11 protein-coding genes are annotated in these 15,213 nt (G+C 33.4%); 2 read left to right on the forward strand and 9 right to left on the reverse strand.

Translation table 11 applies throughout. From position 1 onward, the window contains the following. Window positions 1-84: 84 nt before the first annotated feature. Window positions 85-798 (reverse strand): hypothetical protein, encoded by a 714-nt coding sequence (locus tag NEH75_RS12195; protein ID WP_262948936.1) that lies wholly within the window; start codon window positions 796-798, stop codon window positions 85-87. 97 nt (window positions 799-895) lie between these two features. Further along, window positions 896-1,894 (reverse strand): tyrosine-type recombinase/integrase, encoded by a 999-nt coding sequence (locus NEH75_RS12200; RefSeq protein ID WP_262948938.1) that lies wholly within the window; start codon window positions 1,892-1,894, stop codon window positions 896-898. Window positions 1,895-2,473: 579 nt separating this feature from the next. Here NEH75_RS12200 and NEH75_RS12205 point away from each other — a divergent pair. Then, the gene (locus tag NEH75_RS12205; protein ID WP_055244014.1) at window positions 2,474-2,917 is read left to right on the forward strand and encodes a DUF3888 domain-containing protein; all 444 of its coding nucleotides are present in this window, start codon (window positions 2,474-2,476) and stop codon (window positions 2,915-2,917) included. A gap of 120 nt (window positions 2,918-3,037) precedes the next feature. On the opposite strand, the gene NEH75_RS12210 is transcribed toward NEH75_RS12205, so the two are convergent. Then, window positions 3,038-3,547 carry an HdeD family acid-resistance protein gene (locus NEH75_RS12210; protein ID WP_055305148.1) on the reverse strand — a complete coding sequence of 170 codons (510 nt, stop codon included), beginning with the start codon at window positions 3,545-3,547 and terminating at the stop codon, window positions 3,038-3,040. A 405-nt stretch (window positions 3,548-3,952) separates the two neighbouring features. Between NEH75_RS12210 and pulA the strand changes: the two genes are divergently transcribed. Then, window positions 3,953-6,088 (forward strand): type I pullulanase, encoded by a 2,136-nt coding sequence (gene pulA, locus NEH75_RS12215; RefSeq protein WP_262948940.1) that lies wholly within the window; start codon window positions 3,953-3,955, stop codon window positions 6,086-6,088. A gap of 41 nt (window positions 6,089-6,129) precedes the next feature. On the opposite strand, the gene NEH75_RS12220 is transcribed toward pulA, so the two are convergent. The 6 genes from NEH75_RS12220 to NEH75_RS12245 form a co-directional block, all read right to left on the reverse strand. Beyond that, window positions 6,130-6,453, reverse strand: coding sequence for a hypothetical protein (locus NEH75_RS12220; RefSeq protein WP_262948941.1), 324 nt, complete (start codon window positions 6,451-6,453; stop codon window positions 6,130-6,132). Window positions 6,454-6,674: 221 nt separating this feature from the next. Further along, window positions 6,675-7,520, reverse strand: a complete 846-nt coding sequence (locus NEH75_RS12225; RefSeq protein WP_212724205.1) for an SDR family oxidoreductase — start codon at window positions 7,518-7,520, stop codon at window positions 6,675-6,677. Continuing rightward, window positions 7,517-8,542 (reverse strand): SDR family NAD(P)-dependent oxidoreductase, encoded by a 1,026-nt coding sequence (locus NEH75_RS12230; RefSeq protein ID WP_262948943.1) that lies wholly within the window; start codon window positions 8,540-8,542, stop codon window positions 7,517-7,519. The genes NEH75_RS12225 and NEH75_RS12230 overlap by 4 nt, the downstream gene beginning before the upstream one ends. A 286-nt stretch (window positions 8,543-8,828) precedes the next feature. Beyond that, entirely contained in the window at window positions 8,829-9,830 is a 1,002-nt protein-coding gene (locus tag NEH75_RS12235; RefSeq protein WP_212723306.1) for a hypothetical protein, read from the reverse strand. 607 nt (window positions 9,831-10,437) lie between these two features. Beyond that, a complete protein-coding gene (locus NEH75_RS12240; protein ID WP_262948945.1) occupies window positions 10,438-12,873 on the reverse strand; it encodes a glycosyltransferase in 2,436 nt (811 codons plus the stop codon). Further along, window positions 12,825-14,960 carry a glycosyltransferase gene (locus NEH75_RS12245; protein ID WP_262948947.1) on the reverse strand — a complete coding sequence of 712 codons (2,136 nt, stop codon included), beginning with the start codon at window positions 14,958-14,960 and terminating at the stop codon, window positions 12,825-12,827. The genes NEH75_RS12240 and NEH75_RS12245 overlap by 49 nt, the downstream gene beginning before the upstream one ends. Between the last annotated feature and the right edge of the window lie 253 nt (window positions 14,961-15,213).

A 15,213-nucleotide genomic window follows, 5' to 3' on the forward strand; every position in this document is an offset into this window, starting at 1 on the left:
AATGGGAAATACGATTCAATTTTCATAACATTCACAAGGAGTACTTCACTAAATGAGCACTCCTTTTTGTGATACTCTTTTCTACTAGGCTGAATAGTTACGATTTTTATTTCGATCTAGCATCCATCCAATTAATAAAATGACCCCACAGCAGATGGTAAAAATCACTGGCTGATCTAAATTTTTAATGCCAATCGCTATATAGGCCCATATAAAGACTAATGGATATAAAAAATCATTCTGACTAATATTAAACGCAATCGCTATAAATCCAGCAAACATTAAAATAAAAACAGCCCAAAAGACTTCAGGTAATCCCAATAAATTCGCAAATCCCGCTGCTTTTAAAACAATTGAGATTTCAATAATAGTGGCAATAGATAACCATCCTAAATAAATCGAGAATGGTGCTCGAAAAAATAAAGGTTTCGTTTTTACATGTTGACATGAAAGATAAGAACCCATCGCACTGATGAAAGCTCCTACTATAAATAAAGACGCAAAAGGTTGTCCCACTAATAAAGATCCTCCTGCACCTAAAAGACTAATGGGTAAAAAAAGACTCACTTTCATATAACCCTCATCATACGGGGTTGACTTTAATCCAAACTTAATGATCCAGATTCCTAAAAGAACATAAATGAGTACCCAAATTAAAAATGCATAGCCAGCAGGTGTAATAAGAGGTCGGGCATCTGGGACTGAAAAGGCTGTTGCTCCATTTACTAAAGTCGATGTAATTAATAAAAAGCTATAACTCACTAAATTAAATAATGTAAATAGATATTTTTTGTTCATAACTTCCTCTCCTCATTCATTAGATTGATAGTTAATCATATGTTGGATTGAAAGAAATACGAACTAAAATGATGAATAATAAAAAAAGCTTAGTCATCTAAGCTTTTTTTATATTAAATTCTAAATCATCTAATTGAATAAAGTCTCCTGCATTCTCTTTTAACTTATCAATCGAGTGAACATAACGGTTAGTTGTGGCAATATTTTGATGAGCTGCAAAATCACGAACCTTTTCAATACTTGCCCCACCTGTAATCGCTAAGGTAATCGCTGTATGCCTAGTCGAATGAACCTTTAAATGCTTATTAATATCTGCTTTTTTACAGGCAGCTTTAATCATGTAATTTAATGAACTTGGATCTAACTTCTCATTATTTCGTTTATTTCTTGAATGACCAATAAACAAATAAGCTTCTGCATGATCATTAAAATTACGGTCCGTTCGCTTCACATAATCATAAATGAGCGATTTAACTATGGGTTGAATCTTAACCATATCCTTTTTACTTCCTTTTCGGATGACATGAATGACATCATATTCCCCATACTTTGCGATATCTTTTAATTTAATATTAATAAGTTCTGATTTACGGAGTGCTGTCGTCAATGCTAAATACATGATGGTCTTATTACGAAGATCTAAAATCTTCTTCGTATCAAAGACACTTAATAACTTCACACATTCTTCAGACGTTAGAAACTCAGTTTCTTTAGAATTCACTTTCGGCTTTTCATCGCGAAGATTTCCAAATGGGTTAAAATATAATAACGCTCTTCCCGTTCGGTTATCTTGATATTTTAACAGCCATTTATAGAGTGAACTTAAAGAGGAGACTTTACGGTTAATCGTCGCTGAGGCACAACCTTTTCCTTTTAAATCTAATAAATAATGTTCAACATCAAACATATTGACAGCCACAATTTGTTCTAGCGTAATCTCCTCAATTTTTTCAACTTGAAAAAAGTCTAAAATATCACGTTCATATGAAATAGCTGTATATTTACTACTACTTCCTTTTAAATTTAAAAAATGGCGAATAAAATGAGTTTTTTGTCGCTCACCTACCGCCCGATTTTGGGTTAATACTAGTTCCATTACGTTTCACCATCTCTGTTTCATATAAGTCAAAATTTTAAACGATCTAGATTATTTATCAGTTTATATAATATTCCTATCATAACACAAATTTGACCAATTAAAAAGAACCTAAGTGTTTTAAATAGAGATAACTAAATGAGGTCATTTAAGTAAACCACCATAAATCTATGGTGGTTTTTCTATGCTATCTAACACAATAAACATAGATAGTTCAGATACATAAAGCAAGGTAAGAAGGTTAGCAATACTTTTTATATAGTGATCCAAATGAATTAGTAGTACCAATCAATGAAGCTATTAAAGAGCAAAATAAAAGGATAACTGCTATACCTCCAAAACAACGTTTTAGCGAGTCATCCCATGATAAAGTGATTGAATCATTAAAAAGACGACTTCAATCGTTAGAAGAAGAAAATAAGAAATAAAAAAAATACTGCCCTACCATTAGCAAAACTATCAAAATTATAAAAGCCACTCTTTTATTTCAATAGTAATTTAGAAACTATTAAATACATGAAAGAATTAATTAAATGGAAGATTATTAGAATATGATTTAATTAGAAAGGATACTATTGAATGAAAAAATATCTCTATGGTTTAGTAACATTATTAACACTTGTATCTTTTGTATATTGTATACCTATCTTAAAAGTTAATGAAATTACTTATGTTTTAGCAGAAAATAAAAATTTATCCTTCAGCAGTCTTTCAGCATATGAACTAATTTCGCAATATGATAGGATAATCGAACTCATTCTATTACCTAACATAATCGATTCAGTGAATAGAATCTATGGTGAAAATCAACGTGGTATGGATGAATATGAGATTTTAGAAATTGAACGTGGCTATTATCCTTCTCCATTCGACTATCGTATCACGATTAAATTCAGAACTTATACTCAAGCACATAGTTCTCCCTTTGACGAAAATATAGCAGTTTATGATATAACTGACTTCAATCCATTAACAATAAAAGAAGTTAGTTTTGAACATCATCCACTTGAAGTATGTGACTAAAATTTTAAATAACTAGGCAATAAAAGGCCTGTATCGTTAATTACTTAATAAATTGCGATACAGGCTTTGTTTTATAATAGATTACTTTAGTTATCTACTTTTTAAGGTTTCCAGGTTCTTTTATCTAAAAGTATCTTTTAATTTAACTCCAAGGTATATCTCGCCTAAAGCAGTCACAATTAAAGCCGTTCCAATAAAATAAGGCGCTGTTATCAATGCTGAAAAAGGTTGAAAGACGACAATGGCACCAAAAATAACTAAAATAGCATTTGAAACGGTATAAATATTGAATCCAAAATATCCATTTCTAATTGAGATAAACATTAAATAAACACCTCGAACAAGAACCCATATTCCATAAATCAAGACTAGAAGATCTAAGGTTGAAATGGGATATAACCATAATACCAGTCCAAATAAAATATTAATGACACCATTAAAGATATAAAACCATTTTCCTTCGCGAGTCCCACTACGAATAATCGTTAAAACCCCAACAATGATAAAGAGTACCGCGATAAGAGTGCTCAAGCTAATAATACTCTGAAGCGGGAAGATAAAAAATAATAATCCAATAATGGCAAAAATGATCCCTTCAATAATAAACATCTTCTCTAAATACGTCGTCATATAATGACTCCTTTCTATTCAAATGCCTCACATCATCGTTTCATATCACCTTCTCCATTTATTAGAGCAAGATGACTTACCTCTTCTTGCAATACAAAATGATGATCTGATTTTGGAAAACTCGTTATTTAATGAATAGTCATCATATCCTTTATCACAATTGAATATCTTTTAGAATTAAACAACGAGAGACAGTGACTTCATCTTTTCCAAAACCTAAGATTAGTATGTGACAGATAGTGCCATTTTATAATTAGGAAATCGACATCAACTATTGCCCCGTACTCAGCGACGATTTAAACGAACATCATGTAAAGCGTTACAGCACAACATTCGGTAAAAACCCTTTCAAATTAAGCGTTCTTTCGGTATAATGAAGTGAACATTAAGATGAGGGGGATTTTTATGCGTAAACTTCAAACATTTGAAGCTTATTTAGACACATTTGAAACGATTACGGCTTATTTAAATAAGAGTTATTACCAGGGGGAAAGTCAGTCCTTTCGATTAAAAGATGAAACATCAACGACAACGTTACTAAACATCTTAGAAACAGTCGATGAAGGCGAATATATGAAATATATCTTAGAAACTCCTATTCTCGAGTTAGGAAAAAACTATAAGGTGATTGATGATCATAACCTAGCTGTGCCACTACAATATGGATATGTTGTCAGAACAAAGGAATTTGATGAGGCCTTTTATTATGATGGACATGATTTAGGTGTAACCTATACGAAGGAAGCTAGTACCTTTAAAGTTTGGTCACCGATCGCAACTCAAGTTAAAGTTGAAGTTCAAACAAAGGATGGGATTGAAACTTACGATTTAACAAAGGGAGATAAAGGAGTTTGGTCGATTACAATTTCTCAAGATTTAGAGCTCGCCTCTTATATTTATCTGGTTAAAGTAAATGGAACATGGAATCAAGCGACGGATCCGTATGCTATTGCCTCTACACCTAATCATCAACGCACGGTGATCGTGGATTCTGAAAAAATCAAAATGGATTCAAAACGTGAATTAGCACCTGAGGTTAAATCATATACTGATGCAATTATTTATGAAATGCATGTTCGTGATTTCTCTGTCCATAAAAATTCAGGAATTAAGCATGTTGGTAAGTTTTTAGGCGTGGTTGAAGAAGGAACAAGAACAAGTCGTGGAACTTTAACAGGTCTTGATTACCTTGTCGATTTGGGTGTCACACATATTCAATTATTACCAACTTATGATTTCGGATCAGTGGATGAGCTTAACCAATTTGAAACTTATAACTGGGGATATGATCCAGTTCAATACAATGTTCCTGAAGGAAGTTATTCAACAGATGTTCATAATCCTTACTCACGCATCATTGAAATGAAACAAATGATTGCTAAATTACATGAAAAAGGATTCAGAGTCATCATGGACGTTGTTTACAACCATATGTTTGACCGTCAAACATCATCTTTTGAAAACATCATGCCAAACTACTATTTCAAACTTGGTGACAATGGTGAAATTTCAAATGGTTCATTCTGTGGAAATGATGTGGATTCATTACGCCCGATGTGTCGTCAATTCATTGTCGACTCTTGTAAAATGTGGGTTAAAGAATACGGATTTGATGGATTCCGCTTCGACTTAATGGGAATTTTAGATACAGAAACAATGAATCAAATCGCTGATGAGTGTCAGGCAATTGATGCTTCAGTCATGGTTTATGGTGAAGGATGGAACATGCCATCCTTCATGCCAGAAGAAGCAAAAGCGATGATGTATAATAACAAAAAAATGCCAAAAATCGCCCACTTCAACGATCGTTTTGGACGTGGAATTAAAGGATCTCCATTTGAATATGAAATGTCTGATATTGGATATGGTTTAGGATATACAGGAGACATTGATCGTGCGATGAATGTTGTCGCGGGATCTTGTACGGACATCGGAATGGAAGCATTATTTGTGGAGCCAACGATGACGTTAAACTATGTTGAATGTCATGATAATATGACATTATTTGATAAAATTATGTTATCAAACCGTTGTGAATCATTAGAAACACGTTTAAAACGTCAAAAAATGATTACAGCTTTAATTCTGGTCTCTCAAGGCATTGCCTTTTTACATGCAGGACAAGAATTTAACCGCACAAAAGATGGCGATCATAACTCTTACATGTCACCAGATAGCGTTAATCAATTCGACTGGGACCGCAAAGATGAATACATCGAAACGGTAGAATTCGTCAAAGGATTTATTAACTTACGTAAAGAACTTAAAGCCCTACGCTTAAACACAGCAGAAGAAATCAAACAACACGTCACAGTTAACAAATTAGAGGATCGTATCATTGAGTACACCATCTCTGATGTTAAAGCTTATGGACCATACGAAGAAATTAAAATCTTTATCAACCCAACACACACACCACTTCATATTGAATTAAACGATAACTATCAATTAATCGCTAACCAAACAGGCGTACTTAACGAACAATCTACTATCAATCACTTAACAGTTGATACAATCGAATTAGTGGTTTTAGCAAAATAATATAAAAAGAACGTGCTCACTTGCACGTTCTTTTTTGTTTCTTAATAATATTCAACCCAACTTAAAGACGCCGTCACATCTCCCGTTCCTTGTGATTGAGCACGAACGACTAAGATTTCTCCAGGTGCTAAGAAGATATCCAGTGATGAAATGACAAGTCCTGCAGAAGATCCTTCAGAAACGCCTTGATATAATGAAACTGTTCCTCCAGTAAATGCTGCATCTGTTGAAGCTTCAACAACACTTTGTCCAGCACTAACTGGGTTAAACGTTCCACCTGTTAACGTAGCTCCAGTCAAAATAAAGAACTGGGTTAAATTTGCCGTATTTGTTGCACATGATAAATAATCTAATGGTATTCTCACTACATTAATTTTACCGTTAAAGGGTGAAGCATTGCGTAAGGTAAATAAATGAGTTAAAACACCTGAGTTTTTAGTGAAACTAAACCTCTTAGAGGATTTTTTATCATAGGCAAAAATTGTAAAAGAATCTAATAAAAAAGACCTCATCTATCCTTTAAGTATACAGGCGAGATCTCCTTTTTCGATAGATATGCTTACAATTACCTATTATCAATGGCAGATTAATAATGAGGATATAATTCTAAATGGGTATCGATCCATTGTTTCATTTCAAATAACATTTGCTCATAACTAGGGACTTTAAAGTACTCGTCTATTCGTGTGCAAACTAACGATTTATCGCTGTAATACGTATCATCATGTGAAATAATGAGTTTATCATCTTTAAATAATCGATTAAAAAGTTGTAAGAGTTCATACTTTGAAATGGTTTGAGCATTCACTAAATGATAAATTCCACTTAAATCTCCTTTACTAAAGATTTCTATCGCTTGAGCTAATGCTAAAGTGGTGACACCTGTCCATATCGCATGATCATATCCTTTAATCGGATCAGTCTGTTTCATAAACCAATTAAACAAGCCGATACCGCTAGGATTTAAATCCGGACCAACGATTGAAGTTCGAATAGTTAAATCTTTTGGTCCCTCAATTTCTCCTAGATTTTTAGTCATTGAATAGCAACTTAGCCCATCTTTAGGTGAAGTCTCCGTATAACCGCCTGTTACTCCCGAAAATACACAATCCGTACTTAAATGAATGATTTTCGTTTTAGAATTTCGTGTTTGCTCTTGAAGAAAATGTGGAAGATAACTATTTAGCAAGATAGCATCTGATAAATTTTCATCTACCGCATGATTTAGTACACCAATAGCATTAATAATAACATCAAACTCTTGATGAATAACCGCTTTTAAAGTGTCAAAATCTCGTGCATCTAATACGATATTGGTTCCAACTTCATAAGGCGATTTTGTTAAAGTTGTAACAGTATGCCCTTTTTCAAATAAATAGGTTGAAATCATATGCCCTGCCATTCCATTTGCCCCTAAAATCAGAAACTTCATGGCTTCACCCTCCCCATATTTTTAAGTTCTTCTTGAATATATGGTAAGGTTAATAATTTTTCTTTCACTTCTTCTACGCTCAATTGCGTCGTGTTATGTGAAGTATATGCCTCTTGTTGATGTAGGATTTTATCAGAACTCCCCCCACTACCATAATTTAAATCGCGATGATCGCATGGAATTCGATAATAATCACCCAAATCTTCCGATACTAACTTCTCTTCACTTGAAACGAGTGTCTCATATAACTTTTCACCATGTCTCGTCCCAATAACTTTCACTTCATTCTCTACGCCAAATAGTTCTTGTAAAGCTTGAGCTAAAACTTCAACTGTACAAGCAGGTGCTTTTTGAACAAAAAGATCGCCATTATTTCCGTATTCAAAAGCAAAGAGCACTAACTTAACGGCTTCCTCCAGACTCATAAGAAAGCGGGTCATTTTGGGATCTGTAATTGTAATGGGTTGGCTAGCCTTTATTTGTTCGACAAATAAAGGAATAACCGATCCCCGAGATGCCATGACGTTTCCATATCTGGTACCACATAAAACGGTTTGATTCTCATTTAATAAACGAGCGCGTGAGACGAAAATTTTTTCCATCATCGCCTTAGACATCCCCATAGCATTAATAGGATAGACTGCTTTATCGGTTGATAAACAAATAACCTTTTTAACGTTACATTCAATCGCTGCATTTAACACATTATCAGTTCCGATAATATTTGTTTTAACTGCCTCTAATGGATAAAACTCACACGAAGGCACTTGCTTTAATGCCGCCGCATGAAAAACATAGTCAACACCTGTCATAACTTCTTTGACACGCTTTTCATCCCGAACATCCCCAACATAAAACTTAAGTTTAGGATTATTATATTTTTTTCTCATATCATCTTGCTTTTTCTCATCTCGGGATAAAATCCGGATTTCTTTTAAACCTTTATCAATAAAGCTCTTTACAACTGTGTTTCCAAATGATCCGGTCCCACCGGTTATCAATAACACCTTGTCTTTAAACATTTCTGTCGCTCTCCTTATTCTCAAACTTTGTTAGTTTAAACAACAATCGTTTACAAATTAGAAAAAAACTTCATTCATCCCTTCTAGACCATCTAGCTATATTACCTAAAAGTTAAATTCTCAAATTTATCATCCATTTTATTTTCTTAAAAAAAGGACACCAGATTCTAATCGGAGATCATTTTGTTTTACGAGTTAAATTTGGTTTAAGTTAGGATTTAAAAAGCTTATTAATCTCCTACTTTAGTTTTATGCCCACCCGAAAGTCTGAAAAAGTATAAGATTATCATTCATCTCTTGAACTTTCACTCATCTGAAGCTTTTTTAAAATTTGGTTAATCGCTTGCTTAAAGTAATAACAAGAATAGAGGCGTTTAGAATAGTCTTCCACCCTTTTAACCATTTGGCGGTAATCTTCTTCAGTAATTAACTCTAATTTATGCTCAATCTCAGATAAAGAAGAAATTGTAAATCCAAGATTATTTTCAATAATAAATGAAGCTTCCGAAGCCTGTTCCCAACAAATTAATGGTAACTTAGCAAGGAGATATAAGGATAGTTTATGTGGTGTTGCAATGGTTGAATAATAAGACACATGCCCAGTACAAGTCTCTTGACTTTCCCCATTCCAGAGTAACCCAAAGCTTCCTTCTAATTTTGCTGGAATTTCCTCTGGACAAAAACTTCCGAAATAAGTGGTATGATGAGATTGAAGGGTTCCGTAAACTTCTGGACCATATAAATTTAATTGATACTCATGAAGATAAGAAGGATCATACAAGAATCGTCGTAAGATTGGATTTAAATTCCCTGCAAACACTACATCATGACTGAATTGACGATCGGGAATAGTCTCATAAATGAAAGGGTCAACGATATAATCAAATAATCCTAAAACAATCATTTCACTCTTGACTCCATGCTCCCTAAGCCAGCCTTTCATCTTCTCATTATGAACAATCAAAAAATCTGCTTCGTTAAAAAGTCGTATTTCGGGCTCTAATTTAGAGTCATCTCCATCATGCAAACATGAAATATCATTAATAAATAACACTGTTTTAATATTATGGCTTGAACAAAAGTGAAACATTTGTTCTTTCCATAGATGCGTAAAAGTATATTGAATAAAAACTAAATCATCCATCCTTAAGGTTGCACCTGGACTTTGCAACAACTCTTGAATGGAATGACAACCCAATTTTTTCAAAAATGTATTAAAGTCATTTCTAGGTTTACTTCCAGCGGTATGCGTTTGATAAAACATCTCTTCAATATAATAAAGACTCAACTTCGATTCTCCTCTCTTTCAGACCACCGTTGGTCCTATTACTGTTGTTTGGAATCATCCATCTATTGAATATGTTATTTTAATTCATACAGGATATCATCCTCGTTTTCTATCTATAAATTAAACGCCGGTATTATATAGTATGAAGGGACCATCATAAACGTTATATAAACAATGCCAAACAAGCGATTAAAATATCTCTAGGTCTTTTGAGTATAATCTAAACCATTAGCTTTTAAGAAGATGTCAGATGAGCAAGAAGTTATTTACACCGTAAGAGATTCAACAACTCAAACAAAACGAATAGGTTCAGTCAGTGTCTAAAAAAGGATTACTTATACGAAAGAATTTAAGGAAAATTTTATGACGAGGAGTGAAAAAGGAAAGTTTCCACGAGAGATCTTCGACTACTATCGATTAAATGTTAAGATACTTGGCATGCAGTATCTGAATCCTTCCGCTAAAATCAAAATTTTCATCACAACCTCTTCCACCTGGATTAATCGATATCTATCAAATTTTATATTTTATCTCATTTAAACAAATAAAAGATCTCATAAGAATTTAAGCTTCAACTCTGTCAGAACTGCTTTTTTATCATATTTACTTATTTTAAAGCAGTAGCTAAGGCTTGTTTAAAATAAACGCCTGAAGCAATATTTATCGAGTATGGCGTCATATGATCAACCATGTATGCATAATCTTCATTTGAGATTTCATTTAGTTTAGCTTCCATTTCATCTAATGTTGAAATGACAAAGCCAAGTTCATGCTCTAATACAAAAGTTGCTAGCTCTGTTCCTTCAAAACAAATGAGAGGTCGTTTAGTTAAAAGATATAAAGATACCTGCCATGAATCTATTGTTGTATGAGGGGATACTAATCCAAAACTTCCTTCTAACTTAAGTGGAGTCTGTTCAAGATCAAACTCACCTTTATAAATTAAGTGTGTTCTTTCCTGTACTGTTTTTTTCCCATATACATTTAAGGTGAATGAATGATTATCGTTCCAATCATCAAGTATTTCATCATCTTCGACGAGAATAACGTTTTTTGAAAATGTGGGAACTACTAGTTCTTGATTTATTAAATAATCAAGATGCTCTCGTACAAGTAGTTGACAGTAACACCCCTGTTCAATTAATTTAGTTTTCAGATCGTGACTCATCACAATCAGCCTTGAGGCTTGATTTAACTGAATCATTTCATTTAAATCCTCCACTTGATGCACGACTAAAATCGTCTTTAAATTTAACGTACAACAACTATTGAAAATTTTTTCAACATTCGAGCTAAATGGATACTGAAACAAAACGGTATCAAAAATAGAAAAATTAAAGTTTCCAAGTTCTAACTCCCGATTCAAGGAATGAAAGCCCATCTGATGAAAGATTGTATTGATATCAGTTCTAAATTTATGAAGTGGCGTTGTTGATTCTTCAATAAAATAAATTCGTCCACTAGATTTAATCTGATTACTTACTAACCGATATAAATTCTCATATTTAGTTGCTAATCCTAACTGACCTTTTTGTTTTAAAATGTAACTTAAACGGTAAAGGCTGAGTGGCGTTAACTGTTTAGATAAGACTTTAAATAAATAAACTAAGCTTTGGTCATACTGACACTGATCAAATAATTGATGGGCCTTAACATAATCCAAATCTTCAGGTGAACTCGAAATATCATCTACGCCTAAAATTAATCCAATAATATAATAAACAAAGCGTTCGTTATTAAAGTAAAAACCAAGTTCTAATCGATAACTTTCATCGATGGCTGGATTTTTAATGATTAATTGTTTAGCTTCTTCTAGTTCACCTTTTTTATAATGTTCTTTCACCCTGATTAACAAGACTCTATCAATTTGGTTTGATGTGAAATGATAGGTCTTTTTTAACTTTTCAATTAATGATTGATTAGCTGATTCATCCAAATATAATAACGCCTTTTGATAATGTGATACTGCTAATGATAACTGCTGCTGGCGCTCTTCAATTTTTCCTAACTTTAAATAAGGCCTTGCATCTTTTGAATAAACCATCGTCATATCATTCAGGATGTTTTTAGCTACTGAGATTTTCCCTAGATAAAGATAAAGTTGAGCTAACATTAACTGAATGTCAATGTCATTTTTGACTCGGGGAATGAGTCCATTTAGATATGTAATCCCTGCTTCTAAGTCTCCACTCACTAAGACCTCGTGAATATAATGCCGCACTTCTTCTTTTTCTTTTAAAATAAACTGTTGGTAATAGGATGCCTGTAAGTGTTGAGTTAAGAGGGTTCCTTTTGGATTCTTTTGAATTAATTGATCACCATTCTTCGTTAATCCATCTTCCAAATAATTAGCAATATAAATAATATCATTAAACCATCTGATTTTTAAGCCGTCACTCGCAATATGAAACCAAACCACTGATTCAGTGATAAAATTTTCTCCTTGAATTTCAGGAAACTTATATTTTTTTAAAACAGATGTATAAAACACCTCTGCTTTATCTCCCTCTATTTGATATTTTTCACGTTCAAGTGACGTGGCATCCACGTATTCGCTCTCAAACGTTCTCCCAATTAATTGATGATCACTAAATCCTTTATTCCCAGCAACACCCGCATATCCAGGCTTTCCTTGAATCGATTGTTCCCAAGTTATTATTTTTTCAATCGCATCATTAGTTAAATAATCATCAGAATCCACAATGCAAAAAAGATCGCCACGCGCTAAATCACAGGCTTTGTTAATCGCCCGATGCTTTCCACCATTTTTAACTCGTAAATAAATAATCTCAAAATCGATTTCTGTTTCAATCCAAGGAAAAATCAACTGATAAGTATCGTCACTCGATCCATCATCAACAATAATCCATTCCATGGGTTTGACTGTTTGTCCTCTTAAGGATTCATACAATCTTTCTAACGTATACCGACGATTATAAGTCGATGTAAAAACCGTTACTTGACAATATCCCAAGACACTCTCTCCTTTCATCGTTAACTCAGTAAAAGACTCTGAATTGCTTCGACTTGTTTTTTGTAACAAAAATTTTTTCCCCGTTGTTTAGCTCGCATCGTTAATTCAAAATACATCACTGTATTTGATAACACATAATAAATTCCATTAAATAAAGATTGCATATCATTATGAACTAAAATACCACTTTTTCCATTTTCTAAAAGCTCTTTATTGCCCCCGCAATCCGTAGCAACAACCGGTAATCCTAAAATAAGAGCTTCAATCACCGCCGAACTTAATCCTTCAACATACGATGAGCAAACAAATAATTGACACTGTTTCACGATTTGATACGGATTATCGGTATAACCCACTAACGTTACACAGTCATTTAACTCATGTTCATTAATCAATGCTTCTAATTCGTTTCTTTTCTGACCTGCACCAACGATGATTAATCGACATTTAAAGCCTAATTCTTTTAGTTTCTTTTGAATCATTAATAAACGATCATAACCTTTTTCTTGTGCTAATCGTCCAACGGAAACGATTTTAAATTCCTCTCCTAAATCTCCTAGATAAGCCTGGTTGGCCTTCTCTTGAATTTCGATTTCATTAATTGGATTATATCGAACAAAAACATTATCTTTGATGCCGAACTTTTCTACAAATGCCTCCTTAGCCCCTTCAGAAACACAAACAATTTGATCAAATTTTTCATAGCATCCCTTATGCTCTTCAAAATCTTTAAAACATAAATCGGCACCTGTATGTTTAATTAAATCCGTATGAACCCAGGCCACTTTTTTAGCCTGCTTATTGGGTGAATAAGCAATAATCCGCGTTGAGTGATCTTCTAAAAAGGCAACTTCAATATCATATACCTCATTAATCACCGCTTGACTGAATTCTTCATGATTAAGTGTGCTTAAATAATGATAATATGCCTTTAATTGCTCAGCTTCTTCAATACTACTTGCCACTTGCTTATAAATCGTTTTATACGTCGCATACTGTTTAATTTCATCAATATAAATCCCTTGATGGTAGATGGTTTGTACCGTAATATCAAAAATATCTTTATCCATCTCCTTAACTAAATTTAAAAGAACCTTTTCCGCCCCTCCTCCAAGTAGGGTTCCAATCATAAATAAAACTCTAACCTTTCTAGACTCGTTCTTTTTCTCTTTAAATTGATGAATACTGCTGCTTAAAATGTTTTCGAGTAACTCAGCTCCAGGGTCATTATTTAATTTTTTTGCGGTTTGAATCCCATTGTTAATTAATTGATGACGTAGCTCATGATTAGTTAGTAATTCTTTTAAATGCGCAGTTAATTCAAAAATAGTATTTGACGTTGCAATTAAGGCATTTTCTTGATGAATAGCATATTGATGAATCCCACCACAATCAGTAGTAATCACTGCCACACCAGAGGCCATCGCTTCAAGAGGTGGCATTGGACAACCTTCATACAAAGAACAACTGAGTAAAATATCTGATTCACGATAAATTCGTGCAAGTTCAGTCTGAGAGACATTCACAAAATAATTAATTTCAAAAGGTAACGGACTCGTTTGCGGCTGAACTTGACATGCCCAATTCACCTTAAAACGTAATCCTTGTGACCAGGCATTGACTAGAACCTGTAACGCTTTGGTAAATCCTTTAAACGCTAACAGTGGATTTCCAACTAATAAGATAGTTAATAAATCATCTGGTTCTTTTTCTTTTGGATAATAAACGTGCGTATCAATAAAGATGGGTAACACATATGATTCCTTATGAAATCGGGCTTTAACAATATCATGAACATAATTAGAATCTGTAGCATAACAAATATCTTGATTAAATTGATGCTTCAGTGACTCTCGAATCATTGCTTCATGCGTTTTATCTTTCACATCTCCATATAAATATTCATGCCCTTGTTCCCAGTACACCACAGGAACTCTATCATTTTTCAATTCTTCAACCTGATTATAAAAACCAGCAAAAATAACATCGATATCTTTTAAATACATTTCATACGATTCATGTGGCTTAAGAATGAACTCTTGATCGGGTACAAAGTCTTCTACCCAATCTGGAACTACTTTCTCATAATTTCCACGAATCATCACACTAATCTGATGGCCTCTTTTTTGTAAAGCCTTCATTTGTTCATATAACATCTTCAGTCCACCCGTTAAATTTCGATGCGGAAGAACATATAAAATAGAAAGTGACTGATGACACGTTGACCACTCTAAAGGTCGGACTTCTGAAACGGCAGATGAGGGATAAATTTTAATGAGTTTCTGTTGGGATTGACCTAGATTAAAAAAAGAAAGGTCAAAATCTTTAAAATCTTGGAGAGTCCAAATATTTTGGGGAAATTCCTCCTCAATGATAAAATAAAGATTTTTTGTAACTATTCAGCCTAGT

This window comes from Turicibacter sp. T129 (genome assembly GCF_025594975.1).
GTDB classification, from domain to species: domain Bacteria; phylum Bacillota_I; class Bacilli_A; order MOL361; family Turicibacteraceae; genus Turicibacter; species Turicibacter bilis.